The following is a 25,062-nucleotide window of genomic DNA, read 5'->3' on the forward strand; positions in this document are numbered from 1 at the left end:
TTGGCGGGCGAAAGCTGAATGAATGGAAGGGCCGTGGCGAAAGCTGCGGCCTTTTTTGTTTCGTCTGGGCGATGCGGTCCATCCGCCTTGCGCGGTGGCCAGCGGGCCCAAACCGCGCCGCTGACCGATCTCGCCTGTTAAAATTGCTCCCGGCTATCGCTTCTGGGATCATTATTCACCTGATGAGGCGCATATAGATCGCTACGGGCTTTTCGCCGCCATGGTCGTGCGGGATTTTCACGATCGATAGCAATGTCTGCTATTGCGATAGCCGGTAAACCGTTCATCGGGCATTGCGCCACCCAACGGCCATCCGGTGCGGCGATTCCCGAGGGAGCAGCTGTACTCTGAGCCGCCAAGGTGGAATAGCTGGCCCAATAGGTGTTGCTCACCGCATGCCCCAATATTTCGGCTGCAAATGCCGGGGCATTGGACGGGCCATCACCTGCGGTGGAAAACAGCACGCAATCGACGTTCAGCTTCTCGTATTCCATGAATATTTCTGGGTAGTGCGCCTCCATGCCGAGCGCGCAACCAAAACGGAAGCCATCGATTTCAAACGTCACCGGTACAGTTCCCGGCGAGTACATGAACGAGATTTTGGTGTTCGACAGCAGGCGCTCATCGTAGCGAGTGATAAGCTTCCCGCGATCGGAGATGACGTACAGGCTGTTATACGGTCGATGTGGCGGAGTAAGCTGATGGACGGAACCGAGAATCGTCCAAAGCTTCAGCCTTCGCGCCAGTTTTCTGCTCGCTTCCAGTTCTCTGCGCAGAGTTTCCCATTCAAAGCGCGTCCAGTCGGAAGGCCCGATTTCTCTCGGCCCAGTTTCGGACATGATGCGTTTATTGGGCCAGCACGTTGCCCCTTCCGGGAAATGGATGAGACGGGCGCCGGCCTTATGGGCATCGCACATGAGGCGACGTATTTCTTGCCCGGCTGCTTTCAGTGCCGAAACCATACGAGGGTCGTCGACCAGCGACGTTTGCGCGACAGCCATTCGTAAAGAAGGGCTAACTGGCATGTCGGGAGTTCGGCGGATATGCTTGAGCGCCGCCGTATAGGACTCGCCGGTTTTCGCTGCACGAGCTCTTACACGGCGTTTGAAATTATTATTTTGCGTCATGATCAGGCCTTTCACGTCCCGGACGCGATTCCCCAGCAACCCGCCCGAAACGATCGGACCAAGACAGTAGCCTGAGACAACGACAGTCCCTTTGCCTCCGTTCAAGACCATGCTGGAGAAGGTCTGGGAGGTTAGGCGCAGGCTTCGCCTTTTGTCACTATCAGTGGGAAAACGTTGAGTCGTCAAGCTACCGCAATTCCGCATTACATGAACCGGAGAATTCGACACTCCGACATCTTCACGTCTTTCTCGACTATTATCTTCAGAAGGCATGACAGGGCTTTGGGCAGTCGCGGCGATGGGCAGAAGAAATTATTTGATTGAGGGTATCTCCGGGGCTGGTAAAACCTCGGTTGCAACGGAACTTCAGCAACGCGGCCTTCATGTGATTCACGGCGACCGTGAACTGGCTTACAAAGGCGACCCCCAAACGGGCGAACCCATGGATGTCGCGCTGTTTCAGGGCGACGACACAAAAATCGCCTTCCGTCACCGACATCATATCTGGAATGTCGAAAAAGTTCGGCAGCTTGTGTCTGATCAAGAGCACGCCGTCACCTTCTTCTGTGGCGGATCGAGAAATTTTCGACGCTTTATAGATCTGTTCGATGATGTCTGCGTTCTGGATGTCGATGAAGCGACCTTACAAAGACGGCTGGCTGCCAGGCCCGAGGATGAGTTCGGTGGCAATCTGGCCGAAAGACAATTTGTCCTGCAACTCCACGCAACGAAAGAAGACCTTCCAGGCGGTGCATCTGCCATTGATTCATCGAGGTCTTTGGCAGTGGTAGTGGGTGATATTCTGGCTCGTTGCGTTGTTCCGAAGGCAGGAAATTAACACGCTGCGCTTCCCGTCACCTTCGTTTCGATCACAATGCAGTGCAGCATGATTTTTTGCTGCATCTGCTCTTGTTCATCTCCGGTTCATCTGGCACCCTGCGCAGCATGATTTGCCTTGGCTGCCGGTGCAGCCGTCAAGGAAACATGGCCGCCAACGCGCGGCTGTCATCGCTGCCAAAACCTTTGGCCTTAAGCTTTTACCGTGCCTGCCGGGTTCACCCGGTGCGCCCTTAATTTGCCAGGGGACAAGATATGTCGCCACGAACGGGCTTCGCCCTGTTGTTTTCTCTGTTCGCCGCGATTGGCACCGACGCCCGTGCCGATGAGCCGGAGTTGATCTGGAAGCCGGTCAAGAATTCCGATCGTTCCTATACGGCGCGTATCGGTGCGAAGCTGCCGGTCGAGACGCCGATCCGGGCGGGGCTGGAAATGGGCATGAATGCCTCCAGGACGGGGCAGGTGGTGGATACGCCAGTAAGGTTGTGGGGCAATGTCACGCTTTTGGCGGAACAGTTGCCCGGCGTGTCGCTTGCCCGTGATGTCGGTGTCCTCTTCAACGCGTTGACGGGGTCGAGCAGCGTTTCCATGACGTCGCGACAGAAACGCATCGTTACGCCGGAACTGGATATCGAGGCCAACCGCAATTTCACGGTGCGTTATGACGGCACGGCGCAGCAATGGAACGGGCTGGACGTATCGCAGTCGCTGCGCCTTTCCCGCTCGGAAACCGGCACGGCCTTCGTGCTGACGGGGGCAAGCCGCAACAGCTTCAACGAGTTCAGCAGCGGCGTGGCCGTGGAGCAGAAGATCGGCGATCACCTGACAGTGCGCGGAACGCTCGATCAGGGATATGCGGATCATTTTCGGCCGGGTGTGAGTGCGCGGTATAGTATTCGGTGGTGAGGGGCGTCACCGGTTATCGTATGGATGAGCAGAAAGCGATCGACGTTCTTGCGTCGCATTCGGCGTCATCCTTAGGCTTGTCCCATGGATCTAATCACGTCGCATAAAATCGTGACGTTGCAGAGGCTCGGGACAGGCCCGACCATGACGGAGGAGAGGTTTGCGCACATTGCAAACGATCTCCACCCGCAACAGCCAACCTCAATCCTTCTTCAGCTCACCCATGCGGTTCCACGCGTCGAGACCGGCAATCTTGTAGGCCTCGGCAAGCGTGGGATAGTTGAAGGTGTTCTCGACAAAATATTCCACCGTACCCTTCAGGTTCAGCACCGCCTGGCCGATATGCACCAGTTCGGTGGCACCTTCGCCGACGATGTGGACGCCGAGCAGACGGCGGGTTTTCAGCGAGAAGATCATCTTCAGCAACCCGCTGTCGAGACCCATGATATGGCCGCGTGAGGTTTCGCGGAAATGGGCGATGCCGCATTCATAGGGAATGTGGCGTTCAGTGACTTCTTCTTCCGTCAGGCCGCAGGTGGAGATTTCCGGAACGGCATAGATGCCGTAAGGGAAGAACTGCGGCGGTTCACCGGCCGGTGCACCGACCGCGTGGCGGGCGGCGATACGGCCCTGTTCCATCGAGGTGGAGGCGAGGCTCGGAAAACCGATGATATCGCCGGCGGCGTAAATGTTCGGCACTGTTGTCTGGAAGGTCTCGGGATTGACCTTCAGGCGGCCGCGGCTGTCGGCTTCCAGCCCACAGGCGGAAAGATTAAGCGTATCGGTTGCGCCGACGCGTCCGGCGGCGAACAACACCGTCTCGGCTTTAAGGACGCGGCCGTTGCTGAGCGAAACGAGGCATTTGCCGCTGTCGTCGCGCTCCACCTTTTCCGCTTTCTGGCCGAAGATCAGCTTCATGTTACGGTCGCGCAACTGATAGGTGAAGTCCTCGACGATTTCCTTGTCGATGAATTCCAGCATGGTTTCGCGCGGTTCAACCACCGTTACCTGCGTGTCGAGCGCACTGAAGATCGTGGCATATTCGATGCCGATGACGCCCGCGCCGACAACGACCATGGAGCGCGGCAGTTCCTTGATCTCAAGTATCTCGTCCGAATCGAGCACTGCCGCGCCGTCGAAGGGAATATGCGGTGGCCGGTAGGGCCGCGTGCCGATGGCGAGCAGAATGGAAGCGCCGGTGACGTTCATGACTTCACCGTCGTTCTTCACCACCTTCACCGTGTTGGCATCGACGAAGCTTGCCGTGCCGCGAATGTGCTGCACGCGGTTGCGGGCGAACTGGTGTTCCAGCACCTCGACCTCGTGGTCGAGCGTGATCAGCAGGCGGCGGCGCAGATCGTCCGCGTCGATCTCCTGCTTGACGCGGTAGGAGCGGCCATAAAAACCGCGTTCGCGCCAGCCGGTGAGATTGAGCGCGGTTTCGCGCAATGTCTTGGAAGGGATGGTGCCTGTGTGCACCGAAACGCCGCCGACGCGGCTGCCCTTCTCGATGACCAGAACCCTCTTTTCGAGCTTGGCGGCCTGGATGGCGGCGCGTCTTCCCGCCGGACCGCTGCCGATAACAATCAGATCGAACTGGTACATGAAAACCCCGGAACAGAATGTATTGCAATGACCGGATGTCGCATCCGGGATGGCGCTGCCGCGAAATGGTCGTGATGCCATTTTGACCAGGGGAAGTGATTCCCTTGTCAGCCTTGCACACAAGAGTGCAATGCAACAAACGCCTGCGTCAATCTGTAGCGCAATAATCTGACGGATTCGTAACCGTTTTGTCCGCTTGTCGTTTTGCGACGCAAAGATGCGCCTTTGCGCCCGGCACGGCCTTCGCCGTCGGGTTTTCGTGGTTTTAGACGGGTTGTGCCCGGTCACGCGCTGATTGGGGTTGGAGTGGACGGATGCTTGCGCGACCGGGCCTTTCCAGAAAGCCGTATTTCGCAAGAGGCAGTGCACGGCCTTTTGCGAAATGGTCCTGTCACCATGAACGTGCCACCGTTCCCACCACCAGGACCGTCCTTCGGTTTACGCCACGTCTGGCGTCTACCTGGCAGGACTGCATTCAAGATAACAGGGTAAGGCGGGGCGGGGAAAAGCGGGGATGGATTTTCGCGCGCCGGTTCTTTTTCGTCAGTCTTCTTTCCGGGTCACATGGCGGTGAAGGGCAGCGAGGTCCTGCCTGAGTGCTGCCAGTTCGGCCAGTACCTTCACGTCGATCTTTTCGTGCAGAGACAGCACCTCAAGCTCGGCTTTCAGGTTCACCTCATAATCCTTGGCGGCCTCGAAACGGTCACGAGCGGCCTGCCGGTTCTGCGACATCATGATGATCGGCGCCTGAATGGCCGCGAGCATGGAGAGCAGAAGATTGAGGAAGATGAAGGGGTAGGGGTCGAAGGCCCGCGTCGTCAGCACGATCGTGTTGATGATTGCCCAGAACACCAGGAAAAAGCAGAAGCTGAGGATAAATCCCCAGGAGCCGCCAACCCTTGCAATGCTGTCGGCCAGCCTGTCGCCCAGGTTTGCCCCGGCGGAAAATTCCGCATTGGTGTCGGTCGAGACCAGCTTTTTCTGGTGCGACAGTTCCAGAATACGACGCTCCACCTCGCCGATTTCCCGGGAGGAGCGCTTGAAGTGCGAAACGATATAGTCGGAGATGTCTGACACGGTGCTTCTCGTGGTGCTGATGGTTCGTTACGGCCCTGTCGAGATAAACCCGCATGGCAATGGAATTCAAATGATTTCCGCTGCCATGCCGTTTAGACATCCAGCCCCATCAGACGGAGGGTGTAGCGTCATTTACCCAGTTGAAGCCGGGGAAGAAGCGCTCTCGGCCATATTGCTCGCCGAACATCATGTCGAATTGCAGCAGGCGGTAATTGCGCACCACGTCCGGAATGGAATTGGGTGAAATCGACCAGTCGGGCAGGGCCTTGCCATCCGTTGCCACCAGCATATGCCGGTCGACGACGGAAAACGCATCCTGCACTTCACCCAAAGTCCCCGTATAGAAGGGGTCTGAGAAACCGGCTGTTTTCAATACGTGATAGGGCAACAGCGCCGGGCTGATGGTGCCGATATTCTTGCGCACGCCCGTCTTCGAGGACCAGACGACAAGCGGCGTCTCGTGTTCCTTTTTCATGATTTCCAGCGGCGCGCGGCGACTGGCCACCATGCCCGGCATGTAGCCGCTTTCCACGAATGTCTGGCCAAGCGGCGGCAGGTGATCGCCGAAGAGCACGATGATGGTTTCGCGCTCGCGCTTTTTTGCCCAGCGCATCAGCTTCAGAAAGGCGTCGTCGGCCTCCGCCACGCCCTGCGCATAGGTACCAAGCGCCTGCGATGCGGAAGCGGAGAGATTGCCCTCTATGCCGATGGTGTCGCTGGCATAACGGCCCGCCTCGTAAGGTCCGTGTCCCTGCAGGGTGACGGCGAAGAGGAAGAGCGGGTTGCGCGCATCGTCCGCGGCCACCATGATCTGGTCCATCAGCGCGTCGTCGGAGGCGAAGTTGCCGCGCTTTTCCATGGGCGGCAATGTCTCTTCCGAGCGGAACTCCTCGAAGCCGAAATTCCTGTAAACTTCCTTGCGGTTCCAGAACCATTCCTGAAACGGATGCATGGCGATGGCCGAATACCCTTCGCCACGGAAGAAGCTGGCAAGCGAGGGCACCGGGCGGCGGATATATTGCTGGTAGGGAATGCTGCCATAGGGCAGGAAGGCGTTGGAAAAGCCGGTCAGCGCCTCGAATTCCACATTCGCCGTCATGCCGCCGAATTCCGGCGAGAACACGTTGCCGGATTGCTTGGCGCGGATGTTGGGCATCGGATCGGCAGAGAGCTTCACGTTTTCAAGCCGTGTCGGATCCCACAGCGATTCGCTCATCAACATGATGACATCAGGGTAATCGCCCGTGTTGGCGGCAAAGGCGGCGGGTTCCGAGGTCAGGTCTGCGATGCTGTTTTCGCCGTAACCCTGCGGCGCCGAGACGTTGGCCATGGGAATATTGAAGGCAAAGGCCATCAGGAAACCGTTATGGCGGTAATTCTCCTGTTGATCCCACATCATGGGGATGATGTTGAGACGATCGCGCACCCACGAATAATGCGAATAGTCCATGAGCGAGGCGAGGCCGGCCAGAAGCGGCAGCGCCAGCACAAGACCTGCGGCGCGTTCGCGCCAGCTCAAGCCCGGCGAATAACGCCGCGCCAGCAGCCACAGGGTGGAAAGGGCCGCAACCGTGGCGCAAAGGCCAAGGCCGACCAGCACGGCCGTCAGCGGCTGGGCTTTCAGCATGGTGGGCAGAAGCTCGAGGATCTGCCGGCCGAACAGCAGGTCGGAGGGATAAAGCGGATCGGAGAGATAGGTCTGTTTCTGCGCGGAAATAAGCCCTGTCAGCGCGCAAAGCGGCGCAACGGCGATGAGCGACAGGTAACGGCGGCCGAGGATGGAATCCAGCGCTACGAGCAGCAGCAGCACGGCGGCGATGGTGGTCATGCCGGGGCGGGCGGATGAGGTGAGGAAGGTGCCGACATCAACTAGCGAACCGCGGGCGATCCATTCCAGCGCGACGACAAGCACGACCGACGAAAATGTCAGATTGGCAAGCGTGTAGGCCTTACCCGAAAGCTTGGAAAGGCTCCGCGTCCTTGCAGGAGAAAAGACAAAATCAGCCTTTTCGGAAGCCGTTGTTTTTGGCGCCGAATTTCTCAAACTCATACTCCGGTATTACGAGGCAACACCGCGCAATTCGGGGAGGTGAATCGGGGCGTCGCAAAACTGTCATGTAACTGTCACATAAGCGCGATGAACGCGACATGAACTTTGCGGAGTGTGGCCGGTGCGGTGATAACCTTAGCGTGAATGCCTGTTGCGGCTTCATCCTATCAAGGTGGTGCGGCATGCAATTGCCGCGTTGCGGAGCGGGCACGGGCGCGGTATTGAAAAGCCATGAGCGACAGACACGACATCAAAAACCATCTTCGAATTGCCGTCGGGCAGTTCAATCCGACTGTTGGCGACGTGGCGGGCAATCTCGCCAGGGCGCGCGAAGCACGGGCCGATGCGGCGACGCAGGGTGCCGATCTCCTGCTTCTGACCGAGCTGTTCATATCCGGCTATCCGCCGGAAGACCTGGTATTGAAGCCGGCTTTTCTGAAAGCGTGCCTGAAGGCCGTGGAAGAACTGGCGGCGGAAACCGCCGATGGCGGGCCGGGCGTCGTCATCGGTTTTCCGCGTCAGGGCGAAACGGGCCGGCACAATTCGGTTGCGCTTCTGGATGGCGGCAAGATCATCGCGCTGCGTGACAAGATCGACCTGCCGAATTACGGCGAGTTCGATGAAAAACGCGTTTTCGCCGAAGGTTCGATCTCCGGTCCCTATAATTTCCGCGGTGTCAGGATCGGCATTCCGATCTGCGAGGAAATCTGGAACGATATGGGTGTGTGCGAAACGCTTGCCGAAAGCGGGGCGGAAATCCTGCTGGTGCCGAATGGTTCGCCCTATTATCGCGGCAAGCTGGATGTGCGCCATCAGGTGGCGCTGAAACAGGTAATCGAAAGCGGCTTGCCGCTGGTCTTCGCCAATCAGCTTGGCGGGCAGGACGAGCTGGTTTTCGACGGCGCGAGCTTCGGTTTTAATGCCGACAAGACCCTTGCCTTCCAGATGAGCCAGTTCGAGGCGACCCTTGCCGTCACCGATTGGAAACGCACCGCAGAAGGCTGGCGCTGCGAGAGCGGTCCTTTCTCGAAAATCCCTGAAGGCGAGGAGGCGGATTACCGCGCCTGCATGCTGGGCTTTCGCGATTACGTCAACAAGAACGGCTTCAAGAGCGTGGTTCTCGGCCTTTCCGGCGGTATCGATTCGGCGATCTGCGCTGCGCTTGCTGTTGATGCGCTGGGCGAAGAGCGGGTGCGCTGCATCATGCTGCCCTATCGTTACACCTCCGAGGATTCGCTGAAGGACGCAGCCGATTGCGCCAGAGCGCTCGGCTGCCGTTACGATATCGTGCCCATTGCCGAACCTGTGGATGGGTTCCTGTCGGCGCTTTCGGAAATGTTCGAAGGCACGGAGGAAGGCATTACCGAAGAAAACCTGCAGAGCCGAACACGCGGCACCATTCTCATGGCTGTTTCCAACAAGTTCGGCTCGATGGTGGTGACAACAGGCAACAAGTCGGAAATGTCGGTGGGGTATGCGACGCTTTATGGCGACATGAATGGCGGTTTCAATCCCATCAAGGACCTCTACAAGATGCAGGTCTACGCCATCTCCAGCTGGCGCAATTCCCATGTGCCGCCGGGCGCGCTCGGGCCGTCCGGCGAAGTGATCCCCGCCAATATCATCTCCAAGGCGCCATCCGCCGAATTGCGGCCCAACCAGACAGACCAGGATTCGCTGCCGCCCTATCCGGTGCTGGACGATATTCTGGAGTGCCTGGTGGAAAAGGAAATGTCGGTCGAGGAAATCCTCGCGCGTGGCCATGATATCGCGACGGTGCACCGGATCGAGCATCTGCTCTATCTCGCCGAATACAAACGCCGCCAATCCGCGCCCGGGGTGAAGATCACCAAGAAGAACTTCGGCCGCGATCGCCGTTATCCGATTACCAACCGTTTCAGGGACAGGTAGTCGAAGGAGGGCATGGGGGAGCTTGCTGGACCCCGAATCTAGTTCGGGGTGACGGAGTGCGGATGCGGCGGCTTCGCCATATATCGATGGCGAAGAAGCATCCTTTTCCTCCAACGGCGCGGACACGCCGCGCCGTCTCCCTATCTCGTTAAATAACCTGCCCCACATCGATGCGGTTACCATCCGGGTCTTCGAAAACGAAGGCCCGCAGGCCATAATCCTTGTCCTGCAGACTTTTGATGATGCGAAGCCCGTGGCTTTTGCAAAGCGCGTGCAGCGCGCCGGCGTCGCTGACCAGCATATGCGCCACATTGAAGGGGGCCGGTTTGTGCGTCGACTGCAATGTCAGGTGCAACTCGGCATTACCTTGTTTCAGGATCATGAAACCGACAGGGTTGCCGTTTTCGAAGGTCTTTTCGAAGCCCAGCACACGGACATAAAAGTCATGGGCCTTCTCGATATTCTTGACAGGAAGCATTGCGGCGATCCGACCGAAGCGGATGCCGTGAACGGCGATGGTGTTCATCGCGGAACCTCGGATCTGGGAGAAACGGGCAGGGGAGCGGGCGGTGCCGGAACGCTGCTGTTTTTTCCTATTTGAATTTGCAGGGCGGTGCCTGCGGCAATAGGATCATAATCACGGCGGTGGCGGATGCAAACGGAATGTTTGTGCCATTCAACGCTCAACGCCAGACGATCGACAGGCCCGGGAGGCAGCATGCGCAGTTCCATCGAAATCTTCAACATCCGCACTCGGCAGATGCGGGTGGTCTGGCAGACGCCGGAGCTGTTCGAGGCTCCGAACTGGTCGCCGGACGGGAAATACCTGCTTCTGAACTGCGACGGTCTGCTTTATCGCCTGTCACTTGCCGGCGACCCTTCGCCGGAAAAGGTCGATACCGGCTTTGCGACAATCTGCAACAATGACCACGGCATTTCGCCTGACGGTTCGCTTTATGCCATTTCCGACAAGGTGGAGTTCGGCAAGAGTGCCATCTATCTGCTGCCTTCGACGGGCGGAACGCCGCGTCTGATGACTAAGAACCTTCCGTCCTACTGGCACGGCTGGTCGCCGGACGGGAAAGGTTTCGCCTATTGCGGCATTCGCGATCAGGTTTTCGATATTTATTCCATGGACATAGACAGCGGCGTTGAGACACGCCTTACCCATGGTGAGGGCCGCAATGACGGGCCGGATTATTCGCCGGATGGAGAATGGATCTATTTCAACTCCAGCCGCACCGGCCAGATGCAGATCTGGCGCGTGCGGGTGGATGGCTCGGCCGTCGAGCGTATCACCGACAGCGTCTATGGCGACTGGTTCCCGCATCCGTCCCCCAGCGGTGACAAAGTCGTCTTCGTCTCCTACGACGCCGAAGTCTTCGACCATCCGCGCGACCTCAACGTGCGCGTGCGGCTGATGGATATGGATGGCGGCAATGCCGAAACGCTGTTTGACCTTTTCGGCGGGCAGGGAACGATGAATTCGCCCAACTGGTCACCGGACGGGGATGAGTTCGCTTATGTGCGGTATTTTCCCGTTGGGTGATGCGGTAGGGGTACTTCAGCCGGCGCGCGTCTGCGCGGCGGCTGAAGGCCGCAATACGCCGGTGAGGTGGCCACGGTCACATTGCCGCATCGCTGCGCAAGATACTTGTATTTGCAATCTTTGTTGCTCATAAGCTTCTTCGTCAGGTGCCTGCCCTTTAGGGCGGGAGAATCGGGAATCCGGTGCAAGACCGGAACGTGCCCAGCGCTGTGAGGCGGATGCCCTTTTTCTTGATGCCACTGAATCCATTTGGGAAGGCGAAAGTGGGCGGATGAAGCCGAGTCAGAAGACCGGCCTGACAGGATAGACCAGACCGCGTGGACGGCGGCAGGTTGTTGCAGCAGCGCGTCGTGCAGGCGAAAACCGGAGCCGGTTTTCGTGGCGGCGCGCCAGCATTGTTGGGGATAGACGATGCCGACCGATCCACTCGCGACCAGTTCGCTCGACGCCGATGCATTCGATCACGCGCTTTCGCCCGCCTACCCGTTTTCCGAGGGGGAGCGAGAGGCGATCTACCGTGCCATCGAAACCCGCCGTGATGTGCGCGACCAGTTCCTTCCGGATCCATTGCCGGAAGATGTGGTCGAGCGCTTGCTGAAGGCGGCGCATTCCGCGCCCTCGGTCGGTTTCATGCAGCCGTGGAATTTCACGCTCGTCACTGACGGTGCGGTCAGGCAGGCAGCCTGGGTTGCCTTCAGCCGCGCCAATGGCGAGGCGACGGCGATGTTCGAGGGGGAGCAGCAGGCGCTTTACCGCAGCCTCAAGCTTGAGGGCATCCGCAAGGCGCCGCTCAGCATCTGCGTCACCTGCGATCCGACGCGTGGCGGCAAGGTGGTGCTGGGCCGTACCCACAATCCGCGCACCGATGTCTATTCCACCGTCTGCGCCATCCAGAACCTCTGGCTTGCAGCGCGCGCCGAAGGCATCGGCGTCGGCTGGGTCAGCATTTTCCACGATAGCGACATTCGGACCATTCTGGAAATCCCGGACCACATCGAGATCGTCGCCTGGCTATGCCTCGGCCGCGTCGATACACTTTATACCGAGCCGGAACTGGCGGTGAAGGGTTGGCGCCAGCGCGTGCCGCTGGAGGAGCTGGTGTTTCGCAATCGCTGGGGCGGGCGGTAAAGAAAAGACGCGACCGCCTTGTGAGTGAGATAGAGCGTTGCCAACTCCATACCGCGTGCTTGATGGGAGCTATTGCTGCGGCTGAATGCCCTTCAGCGCCGGGTTCTTCAGGTCGATCCGGCCTGTCTGGTCGGGCAGGAATTTAGGGCCGATGACGCGGACCCTGCTGTTGTTCGGGTCATAGTCGCGTTCCGGAACCGGTTGTTCCGGCGGCTTTGCGGCCTGCTGCAGTTCGGTGGGTTTTTTGGGGGTGTCACCTTGCGGTGGTGGAATGGTCGTGATGCTGGAATAGGGTTTCTCAGCTTCCGGCCGCGCAGCCTCCTGCTGCTTCATCTCCTCGTGATAGGCGGCCATGTTGCAGGCGCAGCCTGGGGCTTTCGTTGAGGCATTTCGATAAGCAAAGGCGGTCGGCAGGTCCTTATAGGGCTTTCCTGTTTCAGCCGAGACCATGTCAGCCGTTTCCTGCTCCGTCATGGAGTGGAAATAAAGCTCCGTCTGCGTACCCGGACACATTTTCTGGCATTGTTCGGCCTGCGCACGGAAATCGAGCGGCGAGGCATTGGAAGCGATGGGGAAAAACGAGCCGTCGCAGGTGCGCACGCACAGCGTCCTGAGCCCGCCCTCCGCAGCGGCATTGGGGTAGGTCGAAAGCCCTGCCTGTCCCGGCGGGTTGCCCTGTTCGCCGAAGGCGTCGGGGTAACGTGTCACATCGGGTGCCGTCGGCTGGCGCGCTTCCGTTTCCGGAATGGCGCTGCAGCCATTGGCGTCGAGTGCGGCGAGAATGCGCTGGCGTCTGATGTCGCCATCATCGCTGCCCTGGGCCGCCATGGCATAGTCGCGGTCACGGATGATGGCATCGCGTTCGCTCTGCGCATCCGCCATCGCGTCGCTGATCTCCGCGCAGAGTTCGGCATTCGGGCTGCCATAAACGGTGACGCTTGCGGATGAACAGCCGTAACGGCGCAGATCGTTCCTGATCCTGCGGATCTCGATGTTCTGGCGGGTGAGCGCATTGGCGTAACGCCGTACCTCGGCGGTGTTGCCGATGACACGCGGCGGTTCGCGCAGCTGCGCATAAAGCGTATCGCAGACCTGATCCGCGAAAGCAGCGGCCGGGGCGATGAAAACAAGGGGAAGCAGGAGGCCGATAATGCTGCGGCGCCGGGTCAATGGTGCGATCCGTTCGATGTCCCCGGCCGGTGGCGAGGGTGTTATGCTTCGGGAAATCCGTGTTTCAGGAAGATAACATAAGCTGTTGCCGCAATGCGGCAACAGCATGTTCAAAACTGCGTTAATACGCCTTCATCACACCGAAGGGTGCGATGCCTGCACGACGGCAAAGGCCGCCATGTTGACAACGCCGCGCGAGGTGACGCTGGGCGACAGGATATGGGCGGGAAGAGCCGTGCCAAGCAGGATGGGGCCGACATGCAGGCCCTCCGTCAGCGTGCGGGTGACGCCGAGCGTGATGTTTGCGGCATCGAGGTTCGGGAAGACCAGCAGGTTTGCTTCGCCGGTCAGCACGCTGTTGGGCATGGCGCGCTTGCGCAGCGCTTCCGAAAGTGCTGAGCCGCCCTGCATTTCGCCGTCCACTTCCAGTTCGGGTGCCGCTGCCTGCACGATCTTCAGGGCGCGGCGCATCTTGCGGGCGCTTTCCGAATCGCGCGACCCGAAATTGGAGTGGCTGGCGAGCGCGATCTTCGGCGTGATTCCGAAGCGGCGGATTTCCTTTGCCGCGAGAATGGCCATTTCAGCCACTTCTTCGGAGGTCGGATCGTTGTTGACGAAGGTGTCGGTGAGGAACAGCGCGCCCTGCTGGGTGATGAGCAGGCTGAGGCCTGCGAAAGAGCGAACGCTTTCCTGCTTGCCGATGATCTGGTTCACGTCGCGCAGGTGCCGGTCGTAACGGCCTTCCAGACCGCAGATCAGCGCATCCGCCTCACCACGCTTCACCGACAGCGCGCCGATGACCGTGGAGTTGGTGCGCACGATGGTGCGGGCCGCCTCCGGGTTGATGCCAGCGCGGCCGACCAGGGCGAAATAATCATCGACGTAATCGCGGTAACGCGGATCGTCTTCCGGATTGACCACCGCAAAATCGGTATTCGGACGGATGCGCAGGCCGAAGCGCTTCAGGCGCGTTTCGATGATCTGCGGGCGGCCGATGAGGATCGGGATGCCGGTCCCTTCTTCCAGAAGCACCTGTGCGGCGCGCAGCACGCGCTCGTCTTCGCCTTCAGCAAAGATGATGCGCTTCTTTTCGGCAACCTTGGCGGCGTTGAAGACCGGTTTCATGATGAAGCCGGAACGCCAGACGAAGCGGTTGAGCTGGTCGAGATAGGCTTCGAAATCGCTGATTGGCCGGGCGGCGACGCCGCTTGCGGCGGCAGCACGGGCAACGGCCGGCGCGATGCGCAGGATGAGACGCGGATCGAAAGGCGAGGGAATGAGGTAGTTCGGGCCGAAGATCGGCGTTTCGCCGCTATAGGCCTTGGCGGCGACTTCCGAGACTTCCTCGCGGGCAAGCTCGGCGATGGCCTGCACGGCGGCCATCTTCATTTCCTCGTTGATCGTGGTTGCGCCGCAATCCAGCGCGCCGCGGAAGATATAGGGGAAGCAGAGCACGTTGTTGACCTGGTTCGGGAAATCCGAACGGCCGGTGCAGATCATCGCATCCGGGCGGGCAGCACGGGCCACTTCCGGCATGATTTCCGGATTGGGGTTGGCAAGTGCCAGGATCAGCGGATTTTCCGCCATGCGCTCCAGAAGTTCCGGCTTCAGCACGCCTGCCGCCGAAAGACCGAGGAAGACATCCGCGCCGTCGATCGAGTCGGCCAGAACCCGCTTGTCGGTCTTCTGCGCGTAGACTTCCTTCCACTCGTCCATCAGCGAGTTGCGGCCGTCATAAACGAGGCCCTCGATATCGTGGACCCAGATGTTTTCTTTCTTTGCGCCCATGGCGACAAGCAGGTTGAGGCAGGCGAGGGCCGCCGCACCGGCGCCGGAGGCAACAATCTTGACGCTCGAAAGCGATTTTCCGGCCAGTTCCAGCGCGTTGGTGACGGCGGCGGCGACGATGATCGCCGTGCCGTGCTGGTCGTCGTGGAAGACGGGGATGTTCATCTTCTCGCGCAGCTGGCGCTCCACCTCGAAACATTCGGGCGCCTTGATGTCTTCAAGGTTGATGCCGCCGAAGGTGGGTTCCAGCGCTGCGATGGTGGAGACCATGTCGTTGATGCCGGGCGCATCGATCTCGATATCGAAAACGTCGATGCCGGCGAATTTCTTGAAGAGGACGGCCTTGCCCTCCATAACAGGCTTGGACGCAAGCGGGCCGATATTGCCAAGGCCAAGCACTGCCGTACCGTTGGAAATCACTGCAACGAGATTGGCGCGGGCGGTATATTCCGCCGCCATTTCCGGATTTTCATGGATGGCGAGGCAGGGGGCGGCGACACCCGGCGAGTAGGCAAGCGCCAGATCGCGCTGGTTGCCAAGGGGCTTGGTGGCCTGGATTTCCAGCTTGCCGGGGCGCGGGTAGCGGTGGAAAAAGAGCGCCTGTTCCTCGATGTCGGCCTTTGCCGTGTTGGCGGGCGTGTTGTTCTTATCGTGAGAGGTCATGTCTTCCACCGTCATGTCTGGTTCAATTCCGGCCCTCTGAATACAACAAACTTTCCCGTGGTACAGCCGTTATTTGCCGCCCCCTTATGCAAATGCGGGCATGGCTTATTCGCGTTTTCGTGATGCCATGAGTCATATTCCATATAAAAACCGGCCATTGTCATGTTGCTGCAACACGAGTCTGGTTCTGAGAGGGAAGAAAGCCGCAGGGACGCAACCGAACAAGGGGATTAAATCCGTGGCCGGTCAAATTGAAACCAGACAGTTCAGAACGCTTTTCATCTCGGATGTCCATCTCGGTTCCAAGGCGGCCAAGACGGATTTTTTGCTCGACTTCCTGAAACATCACGAGGCCGATACGATCATCCTGGTCGGTGACATCATCGACGGCTGGCGCCTGCGCCGCAGCTGGTACTGGCCGCAGGGCTGCAACGACGTGGTGCAGAAGTTGTTGCGCAAGGCCCGCAAGGGAACGCGTATCGTTTATATTCCCGGCAACCACGATGAATTTCTGCGCGAGTTTCCGGGCATGCATTTCGGCGGTATCGAAGTGGCCGAGCGCATGATCCACGAGGCGGCAGACGGCAAGAAATATCTCATCATCCATGGCGACGAGTTCGATGTGGTGGTGCGCAATGCCCGCCTGCTCGCCTATCTCGGTGACTGGGCCTATGACGCGGCGATTGCGATCAACATCGTCCTTGCTGCGGTGCGCCGCCGCATCGGCCTGCCTTACTGGTCGTTCTCGGCCTGGGCGAAATTGCAGGTCAAACACGCCGTTAACTTCATCGGCGAGTTCCAGCGCGTAGTGGCCGACGAGGCGCGCCGCAACAATGTGGATGGTGTGATCTGTGGCCATATCCACCACGCCGTGATGGAAGACATGGACGGCATCCGCTACATCAACACCGGCGACTGGGTGGAAAGCTGCACGGCGATTGCCGAAAATGCAGATGGCACTTTCGAGCTGATCACCTGGATGCAGACGAGCGATGTCCCTTCGCAGACATCGGACGAGATGGAGCCGGTAGAGATTCCAGGTCTGATTGGCAAGCACGCGGCCTGATTGGGTTGGTTCAACATGCAGGGCGATCCCTAAGCGCGGGATGTTTCAGCTCTCTGTCGTCATCCTTGGGCTTGTCCCAAGGATTTGCAACCGATTGATTTCGCGCGACGTGGATAGATCCTCGGGACAAGCCCGAGGATGACGCCGAGTGTGAGGCAAGGCTGGTCATACAGTTTACGTGATACTGCAAAGATTATTGCGATGTTCGGCGTAGTGCTTTCACACGAAACCCGAACGACGGCTCTTATCCCCACAACTCCGGCTGCGGCGGATAAACCAGCGACCCCTCGTAAACGAGGCCCGGCTGCCGGTCCTGCCTGAGAATCAGCGGGCCGTCGAGATCGGAGAAGGCGGCTCCCTGGGCGGCCAGAACGGCGGGGGCCATGCCGAGCGAGGTGCCGAGCATGCAGCCGACCATGATGATGAAGCCTAGCCGCTCCGCCTCTGCCTTCATGACAAGTGCTTCCGTGAGACCGCCGGTCTTGTCCAGCTTGATGTTGATCGCATCGTAACGGTCGCGCAGGTCTGCGAGGTCCTTGGTGGAATGCACGCTTTCATCGGCGCAGATGGGGACCGGGTGGTCGATGCGGGCCAGGATGGCGTCCTTGCCGGCGGGAAGCGGCTGTTCGATGAGTGCGATGTTCAGTTCCGCTGCGAGTTTCAGATAATATTCGATATTATCGTCGTTCCAGCCCTCATTGGCGTCGATGATGATGCGCGCGTCAGGTGCTGCGGTGCGCACGGCCCGCAGGCGCGCCTCGTCATCCGCCGTTCCTGTCTTGATCTTCAGCAGCGGGCGGCCAGCGTTTTCCGCCGTTTTAGCCGCCATGGTCTCGGGATCGGCAAGCGAGATGGTATAGGCGGTAACGAGCGGTTTTGCCGCGTGTCCGAGACTATGTTCGGCAGCACTTTTGCCACTCATCTTGGCTTCGAGGTCCCATAGTGCGCAATCCACTGCATTGCGGGCGGCGCCGGGTTTCATCACCTGCTGCAATTCATGCCGTGTCAGGCCGCCGGCAATCTGCTCAGCCATTGCTTCGATATCGGCGATAACGCCTTCGATGCTTTCGCCATAACGCGGGTAGGGCACACATTCACCTCTGCCGGTAAAGGAACCATCGCGGATGGTGCACGTTACGACATCCGCATGTGTGCGAGTGCCGCGTGAAATAGTGAAGCTGCCAGCAACGGCGAAACGTTCTGTTGTGGCTTGAAGGTAACGGGGCATGTTTTTTCACTTCCTGACAGGCGTTAAAAGACACATGACGCCAAATTTATCGCGAATTGTCGGCTGTCACTGTGGCTTGCCGAAGGCCAAACCGTTATGAAACCTTTAAGAATCTCGTGACGGCTGCACTCGCTCGGAGCATTATGCAAGAACAGGATATACGGCAACAGGCGAACCCGGCCGCAATCACCGAAGACGACGCCGTCTCCGGCGGCGGCCAGCGGTATGCCTTGAGCGGTTCCTGGCGCAACAGCAATCTTTCAGGCATTTTTGCACGCCTCGAAAACATCGAGAAAAGCGGCCCTGCCGGTCCGGTGGAGATCGATCTTTCCTCGGTGGAGGCAATCGACACGACCGGCGCCTGGGTCATCCGGCGATTGCGCGAAGATATGGAAGCGAAGGGCGTTACCGTCACGCTTACCGGAAACGAGCGAATCGAGGATCTGATCGGCCAATTGCCGGATAAAGCGGCGATGGAGGGTGAGCCTGCCGCCAAGGTGGGACTTGCCGAACGCTTCTTCTCGCCGATCGGCCAAGCTGTCGTCCAGAATGGTGCGGATTTCCTCGCGGGCATGTATATTCTCGGTTCCGCCGTGCGCGGCGCGCAGATGAAGCTCGGGCGCGGCCGTGGCGTCTCGCCGGCGGCCATCGTCAACCAGATCGACCATATGGGCGTGCGCGCCGTGCCGATCATCATGCTGATGTCGTTTTTGATCGGCGCCATCATCGCCCAGCAGGGCGCTTTCCAGCTGCGTTATTTCGGCGCGGAAGTGTTCGTCGTCGATCTCGTCGGCATTCTGCAATTGCGTGAAATCGGCGTGCTTCTGACCGCGATCATGATCGCCGGTCGCTCCGGCAGTGCGATCACGGCGGAAATCGGCTCGATGAAGATGCGCGAGGAAATCGACGCGCTGAAGGTGATCGGTCTCAACCCTGTCGGCGTGCTGGTGTTTCCGCGTCTCGTGGCGTTGACAATCGCACTGCCGCTTCTGACCATCCTTGCCAATTTCGCCGCACTTTTCGGCGCCGCCATCGTCACGCTTCTCTATTCCGGCATCACCTTCGAAGTGTTTCTGTCGCGTCTGCATGGCGCGGTCGAGGAATCGACCATCGCCGCCGGCATGATCAAGGCGCCGTTCATGGCGCTGATCATCGGCATCGTCGCGGCGGTTGAGGGTATGAAGGTCGGCGGTTCGGCGGAATCGCTCGGCAAACACGTCACGTCGTCGGTGGTCAAATCGATCTTCGTCGTCATTCTGGTGGATGGCCTTTTTGCCATCTTCTACGCAGCCATCGATTTTTAAGGAGGGCGCGTTGGAAACTTTGGACCAGAAGCCGCAAGAGACAAAAACTGCAAAGGACGGCCGTGAGACGGTTCTTTCCGTCGAGGGCGTGACTGTCGGTTTCAACGGCAGGAACGTGCTTGAGAATCTCGATCTGGATGTCTATCGCGGTGAAATCCTTGGCTTCATAGGCCCATCCGGCGCGGGTAAATCCGTCCTGATGCGTGCGATCTTGAGGCTCCTGCCACGCCAGGCGGGTGCAATCCGCATTCTCGGCACCGATTACGACAAGGCCAGCGAAGACGACCGCATGATGCTCGACCAGCGGCTCGGCGTGCTGTTCCAGCAGGGGGCGCTGTTTTCCGGCCTGACGGTGAAGGAAAACATCCAGCTGCCGATGCGGGAATATCTGGACCTGCCGAAAAAGCTGATGGACGAGCTTGCCTATCTCAAGATCGAGATGGTGGGCCTCAAGCCCGATGCGGGTGACAAATACCCGTCGGAGCTTTCCGGCGGCATGATCAAGCGTGCGGCGCTTGCGCGCGCGCTGTCGCTCGATCCCGACCTTGTCTTCCTCGATGAGCCGACATCCGGCCTCGATCCCATCGGGGCGGCGGAATTTGATATGCTGATCGCGCGCTTGCGCGATTCGCTCGGTTTGACCGTGTATATGGTGACGCACGACCTCGACAGCCTGTTCTCCGTCTGCGACCGCATTGCGGTGCTAGGGCAGAAGAAGGTGCTGGTGGAAGGGACCTTGCAGGACATGTTTGCCTGTGAAGACCCCTGGGTGCAGTCCTATTTCCGTGGCAAACGGGCGCGCTCTGTCGTTCTTCCGGACGACAGACACGAAAATCCGGTGGAGTAACAAGAAGCATGGAAACCAAGGCGAACTACACCATAGTCGGAATTTTCACGCTGATCGTGATCGCCGCCGCATTCGGCTTCGTTTACTGGATGGCGGAATTCGGCCGGGGTGGACCGACGGCGCAGCTCGTGGTGCGTATTCCCGGCTCGGCAAACGGCCTTTCCGTCGGCTCTCCGGTACGCTTCAACGGCATTCCTGTCGGCACGGTGCGCGGTCTTGCGATCGACCGTGACGATCCGGCCTATTCCATCGCCTTTACTGAAGTGCAGGCGGACGCGCCGGTTTTCCCCTCCACCCGCGCCGTGCTTGAAATTCAGGGCCTGACGGGCGCTGCCTATATCGAGCTTTCCGGCGGCAACAAGGATGGTGAGCGCATTCTGCAGAAATCGGTGGAGAGCGGCGTTCCCGCCGAGCTGACGGCCGATCTTTCCAGCGTCACCAACCTTCTTGCCACCGCCGACAAGATCCTGAAACGCGCCGATGGCGCCATCGGCGAATTGCAGGGCTTCGTGCAGGATGCCCGTGGGCCGCTGACGCAGACGGTGCGTAACGCCGAGAAATTCTCCGATGCGCTGGCCGCAAATTCCGATGGTATCAAGAGTTTCATCGCCAGCCTCAGTTCGCTTTCCACCACCGTTCAATCGGTCTCGGTACGCCTGGACGGCACGCTGACTGCTGTCGAAGATCTGGTGAAGGCGGTGGATGCCGGCAAGATCGATTCCATCCTGTCTAATGTCGACAAGGTGACGAAGGACGTCGCTTCCGCTTCGAGCGATATTCAGGGTATCATGGAAACGGTGCAGAGCACGGCGCGCAACTTCGAGGCGGCGAGCACGGAAGTTCAGACGGTGGTGAAGCGCGCGGATGAGCTTTTGGCGTCGGTCGATCCCGCAAAGGTCAGCACCGTGGTGGGTGATGTTTCCGCAGCGACTGCCGATGCGCGTGATGCCGTGGCGAACTTCAAGCGGATTGCCGACGATGTCGGCGCGCGCCGGGCCGATATCGACCAGGCGGTCTCCGATTTCACCGACATGGGCCGCAAGCTGAACCTTGCCTCAAACCGTGTCGATGGCATTCTTGCCAAGGTGGACGGCATGCTTGGAACCGACGATGCCAATTCGCTGTTTGCAAAGGCGCGCGAGACTTTGACCTCGTTCAAGGCCGTGGCCGACAATCTCAATGCCCGAATCGGGCCGATTGCCGACAATCTCACGCGCTTCTCCAGTTCGGGCCTGAAGGATTTCCAGGCGCTTATCGGCAGTACGCGGCAGACGGTCGACAATCTCAACAATGCGATCACCAATATCGACCGCGATCCGCAGCGGTTGATTTTCGGCGGCGAAACCGTGAAACAATATGACGGCAGAACAAGGCGCTAAAAGGGGTATGGGCCAATGACACGATTGATGAACGGCCATAAGCGCCGTGCCCTGCTTCTGGCTCCGCTGCTTGCGGTTGCGATGGCGGGCTGTGCGGGAACCCCATCGAACGATACGTTCGACCTTTCCGTCTCTTCGGCGACTGTGACGCAGGGGCCGTCGCTCAAAGGCCGGCAATTGCTGATCGCCGATCCGACGGCGCTGAAAGCGCTTGATAGCGAAAACATCGTGGTGCGCCTTTCCGGCTCGGAAGTGCAATATCTCGGCAATTCGCAATGGAGCGACCGCCTGCCGCGCATGGTGCAATCCAAGCTGGTGCAAGCCTTCGAGGATACCGGCAAGCTCGGTGGCGTCGGCCGGCCGGGGCAGGGGCTGGCGATCGATTACCAGGTGGTCAGCGATATTCGCACCTTCGAAATCGATACGGCAAAAAACACCGCCGATATCGAGATTTCGGTGAAGCTCTTGAACGATCGCAACGGCACGGTAAAGGCGCAGGAAGTATTCCGCGCCAGCGCACGCGTCAGCGGTTCCGGAAATGCCAATTTCGTCAAAGCGCTGGACCAGGCTTTCGCCGCCGCCACCCGCGAAATCGTGGCGTGGACGCTGAAGTCGCTCTAAGTCTGACAACGGTCATTTCCGCTACAAAAGATTGCTCTATGTTGCGGGTGAAGCCTGTTGGTGACGGCCTTGCATTTAATGTTTCCGATCTGCGGGTCCGTCATGCGATTTCTGGTGTTGCTTTGCCTTTCCCTTGTTTCCGCCATGTGCGGAGCGGGCACCGTTCTGGCAGCCGGTCTTCGGTTGATCGAGATTCCCTCGGCAGGCGGAAAGCCTTCCATGAGGGCGGCGGTGTGGTCGCCCTGCGCGGCGACTCCGGTGGAGACCCGCATCGGCCCCTTCGCTCTGCAAGCGGTGCGTGATTGCCCAGTTGTCGATGGGCAATATCCGCTCGTCATCATCTCCCACGGTTTCGGCGGTACGTATTTCAGCCATCGGGATACCGCGGCGGCGCTGGCGGATGCCGGTTTCATCGTCGCGGCGATAAATCATCCCGGCGATAATGCCATTGACATGAAGCGGGCAGGCGATCTTTCCGCGCTGACCGAACGACCGGCCGATATCGTCCGCCTGCTCGACCATATGCTGGCGAACTGGAACGATGCCCGTTTTATCGATGCCGGAAGGATCGGGGTGTTCGGATTTTCGCGCGGCGGTTATACGGCGCTGGTACTTGCCGGCGGCGTTCCGGATTTTCCAAATACCGGATTGCCGTGCCCTGATGGGCAGGCGGCGGTGTGTGCTCAGATGCTGGAAAGGTCTGCTTCGCCTGAGGACCGGGTCTACGATGCGCGAGTGAAGGCTGTGGTTATTGCAGACCCCCTCAACGCCTTTCCAGGGCGGGCCGATCTGCGAGATATCAAAATCCCCGTTCAGCTCTGGAGTTCAGAGCGCGGCGGCGACGGTGTGGCGCCGGAGGATATTTTAGGGCTGCGCGACGACCTGCCGGCAAAACCGGACTATCAGACGGTGAAAGGGGCAGGGCATTTTTCGTTCATAACACCTTGCCCCGCCGAGATGGAAAAAGCCCTGGCCCAGATATGCGGCGATATTCTGGGGTTTGACCGGGCGGAGTTTCATCGTCGACTGAACAGCGAAGTCATCCGCTTTTTCACGGCTTCGCTACGCTGACGCACACGCCGGTGCCGCCGTCGATCAGACGGCGTCCTGCGACCGCCATTCCGGCAGCGGGAAAAGCCGGTCGTAGCCCCAGTTGAAGACGAAGGCATAGACTACGTAGAACAGCGCAAACGAGATATCCATCACCAGCGCCTGGGCAAGGCTGATGCTGAGATACCAGGCGATGAAAGGCATCAGCACGATCAGCAGACCCAGTTCGAACAGCAGGGCATGGGCGACGCGGATAGCAGGCGTCTTCAGCGTCGTGCCTTTCAGGCGCTGCATGGCATGGTCGAAGCCGAGATTGTAAAGATAGTTCCAGGCGGTGGCGAGCGTGGCGCTGACCAGACCGACAATGCCGATATCTTCCATGGGCATGTGAAATACGAATGCACCCAGCGGCACGACCAGCAGAAGGCCGATGATTTCGAAGCTGAGAGCGTGGCGGATACGATCGGGCAGGGAACGCAATTTATTCTCCGGTATGTGACCGGGCCGTCCCGCATGCTGTCGCCATAATGGCCGAGGTCGTCCTCTCGCAAAGCCATATAGCGGTTTCGGGCAAAATTTCAAGCCTTGGGTCATGGTTGGGTTTGGGAGCGCTCTTCTCAGCGGGAGCGGGATGAGGCGGCGAGGCCGGAGCTATGCGGCAAGACTTTGCCCTCATCCGACTATTCGTGTCACCATTTCACCGGCGTGGAGACGAAGCACGCGGCGGCACCTTATCTTTTCAATTGTCCTCCGTTTCGCCGCTGCGGAACAAGACCGGTGTTTTTTCGTTATCGCTCATGGAAGGAGGCGTGCCATGCAGCATAATTCTCCAGATGGACGAACGATAAAGGCCGCCAACGCGGCACAGGCCACGACTTACAAGCCTAGCCTCATTTCCCTGAAGGGAAGTTATGTGGCGATGATATTCCGCAGGCCGCTTTGCCAAAATCCGCTGGATTTGCGGAAAAAATAAAGCGGCACGCCTGACCCATTGCCCCATGGCCGACCGATGACGACTGCCGCAATGACAGAGAGCTTTAGATGTCTCTAAAGTGTGATTTTCAATCCGGACCGTCTCCCCTTAGATTGGGAGATCGCCACGAAAGCGAAGGGAGAATGACATGAAATCAGTTCTCATTATCGCCGCTGTACTTGGTTTTTCCGCCAGTGCAGCGTTGGCGGAGTGCGCAGGTCATGAAAAGATCAACGCTTCCGTTCCTGCTGTCGACCGTGAATTCAAAACTGCAAGCATCGTTCCGCCGACGGATCCGGTGGACAAGCCCATCGTCATACTGAAAAAGACCGATCGCCTTCCGGCGGCAACGGTTGCGACGACTGGCGAACCCGAAGCCGCAATGCAACGCATGCAATAAGACAAGACAATGATCGTTTCATTCTGAAAATCCCGTGTGTGAGGTAATCCGCACGGGATTTGCTTTTTGCGATCTAGCTGTCGAGTTTTAGCGACAATTGCTTCGGGCCTTCATTCTTTTTCAGCACGTAGAGCGGCCGGGCGATGATTACTTCCGTTCGCCGCTGCAATTCCCGTCGTCTCTCGAGCGCGCGCTCGCGCATATCGCGGGAGCGGGCGACCACGGACAGGGCATTTTCTATGGTTGCGTCTGCTGCGTTCATCGCTGACCTCCATAATGTTCACTTTATGTTCTCATTATCGGTCGCTTATGTCAACACTGTGGCAGCGATAGTTAAAGGGCAGCTGAAATGCCCTGGAGATGGTCTGTGACGGGGACACTAC

The 25,062-nt window shown here is 59.1% G+C and carries 22 protein-coding genes and 1 riboswitch; of the genes, 12 read left to right on the plus strand and 10 right to left on the minus strand.

Annotation, left to right across the window (positions count from 1 at the left end):
- Positions 1-137 precede the first annotated feature (137 nt).
- Positions 138-1,127, minus strand: a complete 990-nt coding sequence (locus J5276_RS06560; protein WP_111799599.1) for a carbon-nitrogen hydrolase family protein — start codon at positions 1,125-1,127, stop codon at positions 138-140.
- A gap of 298 nt (positions 1,128-1,425) precedes the next feature.
- On the opposite strand from J5276_RS06560, the gene J5276_RS06565 reads away from it, so the two are divergent.
- Both J5276_RS06565 and J5276_RS06570 read left to right on the plus strand, forming a co-directional pair.
- A complete protein-coding gene (locus J5276_RS06565) occupies positions 1,426-1,965 on the plus strand; it encodes an AAA family ATPase (RefSeq protein WP_112178752.1) in 540 nt (179 codons plus the stop codon).
- Positions 1,966-2,219: 254 nt separating this feature from the next.
- Entirely contained in the window at positions 2,220-2,870 is a 651-nt protein-coding gene (locus tag J5276_RS06570; RefSeq protein ID WP_112154643.1) for a hypothetical protein, read from the plus strand.
- 201 nt (positions 2,871-3,071) lie between these two features.
- On the opposite strand, the gene sthA is transcribed toward J5276_RS06570, so the two are convergent.
- From sthA to J5276_RS06585, 3 genes are all read right to left on the minus strand, one after another.
- A complete protein-coding gene (gene sthA / locus J5276_RS06575) occupies positions 3,072-4,475 on the minus strand; it encodes a Si-specific NAD(P)(+) transhydrogenase (RefSeq protein ID WP_003515506.1) in 1,404 nt (467 codons plus the stop codon).
- A 543-nt stretch (positions 4,476-5,018) separates the two neighbouring features.
- Positions 5,019-5,552 carry a DUF1003 domain-containing protein gene (locus J5276_RS06580; protein ID WP_003515504.1) on the minus strand — a complete coding sequence of 178 codons (534 nt, stop codon included), beginning with the start codon at positions 5,550-5,552 and terminating at the stop codon, positions 5,019-5,021.
- Between the two features lie 109 nt (positions 5,553-5,661).
- On the minus strand, positions 5,662-7,602 hold the full coding sequence (locus J5276_RS06585) for an LTA synthase family protein (RefSeq protein WP_162647853.1): 1,941 nt from the start codon (positions 7,600-7,602) through the stop codon (positions 5,662-5,664).
- Between the two features lie 231 nt (positions 7,603-7,833).
- Here J5276_RS06585 and J5276_RS06590 point away from each other — a divergent pair, with 231 nt between their 5' ends.
- Positions 7,834-9,513: an NAD+ synthase gene (locus tag J5276_RS06590; RefSeq protein WP_013636243.1), complete on the plus strand. Its 1,680-nt coding sequence runs from the start codon at positions 7,834-7,836 to the stop codon at positions 9,511-9,513.
- A gap of 148 nt (positions 9,514-9,661) precedes the next feature.
- On the opposite strand, the gene J5276_RS06595 is transcribed toward J5276_RS06590, so the two are convergent.
- The gene (locus J5276_RS06595; protein WP_111782479.1) at positions 9,662-10,039 is read right to left on the minus strand and encodes a VOC family protein; all 378 of its coding nucleotides are present in this window, start codon (positions 10,037-10,039) and stop codon (positions 9,662-9,664) included.
- A 192-nt stretch (positions 10,040-10,231) separates the two neighbouring features.
- On the opposite strand from J5276_RS06595, the gene J5276_RS06600 reads away from it, so the two are divergent.
- Entirely contained in the window at positions 10,232-11,062 is an 831-nt protein-coding gene (locus J5276_RS06600) for a TolB family protein (RefSeq protein WP_111790271.1), read from the plus strand.
- 127 nt (positions 11,063-11,189) lie between these two features.
- Positions 11,190-11,376, plus strand: a riboswitch (cobalamin riboswitch).
- A gap of 97 nt (positions 11,377-11,473) precedes the next feature.
- Positions 11,474-12,190 carry a 5,6-dimethylbenzimidazole synthase gene (gene bluB / locus J5276_RS06605; protein ID WP_111790270.1) on the plus strand — a complete coding sequence of 239 codons (717 nt, stop codon included), beginning with the start codon at positions 11,474-11,476 and terminating at the stop codon, positions 12,188-12,190.
- Between the two features lie 69 nt (positions 12,191-12,259).
- Here bluB and J5276_RS06610 read toward each other — a convergent pair whose 3' ends face one another.
- Positions 12,260-13,360, minus strand: coding sequence for a DUF2865 domain-containing protein (locus tag J5276_RS06610; RefSeq protein WP_162632916.1), 1,101 nt, complete (start codon positions 13,358-13,360; stop codon positions 12,260-12,262).
- 135 nt (positions 13,361-13,495) lie between these two features.
- Positions 13,496-15,811, minus strand: coding sequence for an NADP-dependent malic enzyme (locus tag J5276_RS06615; protein WP_003515491.1), 2,316 nt, complete (start codon positions 15,809-15,811; stop codon positions 13,496-13,498).
- A gap of 229 nt (positions 15,812-16,040) precedes the next feature.
- Here J5276_RS06615 and J5276_RS06620 point away from each other — a divergent pair, with 229 nt between their 5' ends.
- Complete coding sequence (locus tag J5276_RS06620; RefSeq protein WP_162632923.1) at positions 16,041-16,877, plus strand: UDP-2,3-diacylglucosamine diphosphatase; 837 nt, start codon at positions 16,041-16,043, stop codon at positions 16,875-16,877.
- A gap of 244 nt (positions 16,878-17,121) precedes the next feature.
- On the opposite strand, the gene dgcA is transcribed toward J5276_RS06620, so the two are convergent.
- Positions 17,122-18,105 (minus strand): N-acetyl-D-Glu racemase DgcA, encoded by a 984-nt coding sequence (gene dgcA / locus J5276_RS06625; RefSeq protein WP_013636238.1) that lies wholly within the window; start codon positions 18,103-18,105, stop codon positions 17,122-17,124.
- A gap of 143 nt (positions 18,106-18,248) precedes the next feature.
- Between dgcA and J5276_RS06630 the strand changes: the two genes are divergently transcribed.
- The 5 genes from J5276_RS06630 to J5276_RS06650 all read left to right on the plus strand — a co-directional run bounded on the left by J5276_RS06630 (position 18,249) and on the right by J5276_RS06650 (position 23,327).
- Entirely contained in the window at positions 18,249-19,409 is a 1,161-nt protein-coding gene (locus J5276_RS06630) for an ABC transporter permease (protein WP_003515483.1), read from the plus strand.
- Between the two features lie 10 nt (positions 19,410-19,419).
- On the plus strand, positions 19,420-20,256 hold the full coding sequence (locus J5276_RS06635) for an ABC transporter ATP-binding protein (protein WP_025593570.1): 837 nt from the start codon (positions 19,420-19,422) through the stop codon (positions 20,254-20,256).
- Positions 20,257-20,264: 8 nt separating this feature from the next.
- Entirely contained in the window at positions 20,265-21,635 is a 1,371-nt protein-coding gene (locus tag J5276_RS06640; protein ID WP_112154645.1) for an MlaD family protein, read from the plus strand.
- A gap of 15 nt (positions 21,636-21,650) precedes the next feature.
- Positions 21,651-22,256, plus strand: coding sequence for an ABC-type transport auxiliary lipoprotein family protein (locus J5276_RS06645; RefSeq protein ID WP_019566194.1), 606 nt, complete (start codon positions 21,651-21,653; stop codon positions 22,254-22,256).
- 102 nt (positions 22,257-22,358) lie between these two features.
- Positions 22,359-23,327 carry a prolyl oligopeptidase family serine peptidase gene (locus J5276_RS06650; protein ID WP_112154663.1) on the plus strand — a complete coding sequence of 323 codons (969 nt, stop codon included), beginning with the start codon at positions 22,359-22,361 and terminating at the stop codon, positions 23,325-23,327.
- A gap of 24 nt (positions 23,328-23,351) precedes the next feature.
- Here J5276_RS06650 and J5276_RS06655 read toward each other — a convergent pair whose 3' ends face one another.
- Positions 23,352-23,786 (minus strand): PACE efflux transporter, encoded by a 435-nt coding sequence (locus J5276_RS06655; protein ID WP_003515473.1) that lies wholly within the window; start codon positions 23,784-23,786, stop codon positions 23,352-23,354.
- Between the two features lie 641 nt (positions 23,787-24,427).
- Between J5276_RS06655 and J5276_RS06660 the strand changes: the two genes are divergently transcribed.
- On the plus strand, positions 24,428-24,679 hold the full coding sequence (locus tag J5276_RS06660) for a hypothetical protein (protein ID WP_003515471.1): 252 nt from the start codon (positions 24,428-24,430) through the stop codon (positions 24,677-24,679).
- A gap of 73 nt (positions 24,680-24,752) precedes the next feature.
- Here J5276_RS06660 and J5276_RS06665 read toward each other — a convergent pair whose 3' ends face one another.
- Entirely contained in the window at positions 24,753-24,941 is a 189-nt protein-coding gene (locus J5276_RS06665; RefSeq protein WP_003515469.1) for a hypothetical protein, read from the minus strand.
- Positions 24,942-25,062: the final 121 nt, after the last annotated feature.

Origin of the sequence: Agrobacterium sp. S7/73, from assembly GCF_019355535.1 — a bacterium.
Taxonomy (GTDB): domain Bacteria; phylum Pseudomonadota; class Alphaproteobacteria; order Rhizobiales; family Rhizobiaceae; genus Agrobacterium; species Agrobacterium tumefaciens.

Excerpts from the sequence above, each read along its gene's own strand:
- J5276_RS06645 (WP_019566194.1), top strand. The coding sequence starts at position 21,651 with ATGACACGATTGATGAACGGCCATAAGCGCCGTGCCCTGCTTCTGGCT.
- J5276_RS06570 (WP_112154643.1), top strand. The coding sequence starts at position 2,220 with ATGTCGCCACGAACGGGCTTCGCCCTGTTGTTTTCTCTGTTCGCCGCG.
- dgcA (WP_013636238.1), bottom strand. The coding sequence starts at position 18,105 with ATGCCCCGTTACCTTCAAGCCACAACAGAACGTTTCGCCGTTGCTGGC.
- J5276_RS06600 (WP_111790271.1), top strand. The coding sequence starts at position 10,232 with ATGCGCAGTTCCATCGAAATCTTCAACATCCGCACTCGGCAGATGCGG.
- J5276_RS06630 (WP_003515483.1), top strand. The coding sequence starts at position 18,249 with ATGCAAGAACAGGATATACGGCAACAGGCGAACCCGGCCGCAATCACC.
- J5276_RS06660 (WP_003515471.1), top strand. The coding sequence starts at position 24,428 with ATGAAATCAGTTCTCATTATCGCCGCTGTACTTGGTTTTTCCGCCAGT.
- J5276_RS06650 (WP_112154663.1), top strand. The coding sequence starts at position 22,359 with ATGCGATTTCTGGTGTTGCTTTGCCTTTCCCTTGTTTCCGCCATGTGC.
- J5276_RS06595 (WP_111782479.1), bottom strand. The coding sequence starts at position 10,039 with ATGAACACCATCGCCGTTCACGGCATCCGCTTCGGTCGGATCGCCGCA.
- J5276_RS06665 (WP_003515469.1), bottom strand. The coding sequence starts at position 24,941 with ATGAACGCAGCAGACGCAACCATAGAAAATGCCCTGTCCGTGGTCGCC.
- J5276_RS06560 (WP_111799599.1), bottom strand. The coding sequence starts at position 1,127 with ATGACGCAAAATAATAATTTCAAACGCCGTGTAAGAGCTCGTGCAGCG.
- J5276_RS06640 (WP_112154645.1), top strand. The coding sequence starts at position 20,265 with ATGGAAACCAAGGCGAACTACACCATAGTCGGAATTTTCACGCTGATC.
- J5276_RS06590 (WP_013636243.1), top strand. The coding sequence starts at position 7,834 with ATGAGCGACAGACACGACATCAAAAACCATCTTCGAATTGCCGTCGGG.
- sthA (WP_003515506.1), bottom strand. The coding sequence starts at position 4,475 with ATGTACCAGTTCGATCTGATTGTTATCGGCAGCGGTCCGGCGGGAAGA.
- J5276_RS06615 (WP_003515491.1), bottom strand. The coding sequence starts at position 15,811 with ATGACCTCTCACGATAAGAACAACACGCCCGCCAACACGGCAAAGGCC.
- J5276_RS06585 (WP_162647853.1), bottom strand. The coding sequence starts at position 7,602 with ATGAGTTTGAGAAATTCGGCGCCAAAAACAACGGCTTCCGAAAAGGCT.
- bluB (WP_111790270.1), top strand. The coding sequence starts at position 11,474 with ATGCCGACCGATCCACTCGCGACCAGTTCGCTCGACGCCGATGCATTC.
- J5276_RS06565 (WP_112178752.1), top strand. The coding sequence starts at position 1,426 with ATGGGCAGAAGAAATTATTTGATTGAGGGTATCTCCGGGGCTGGTAAA.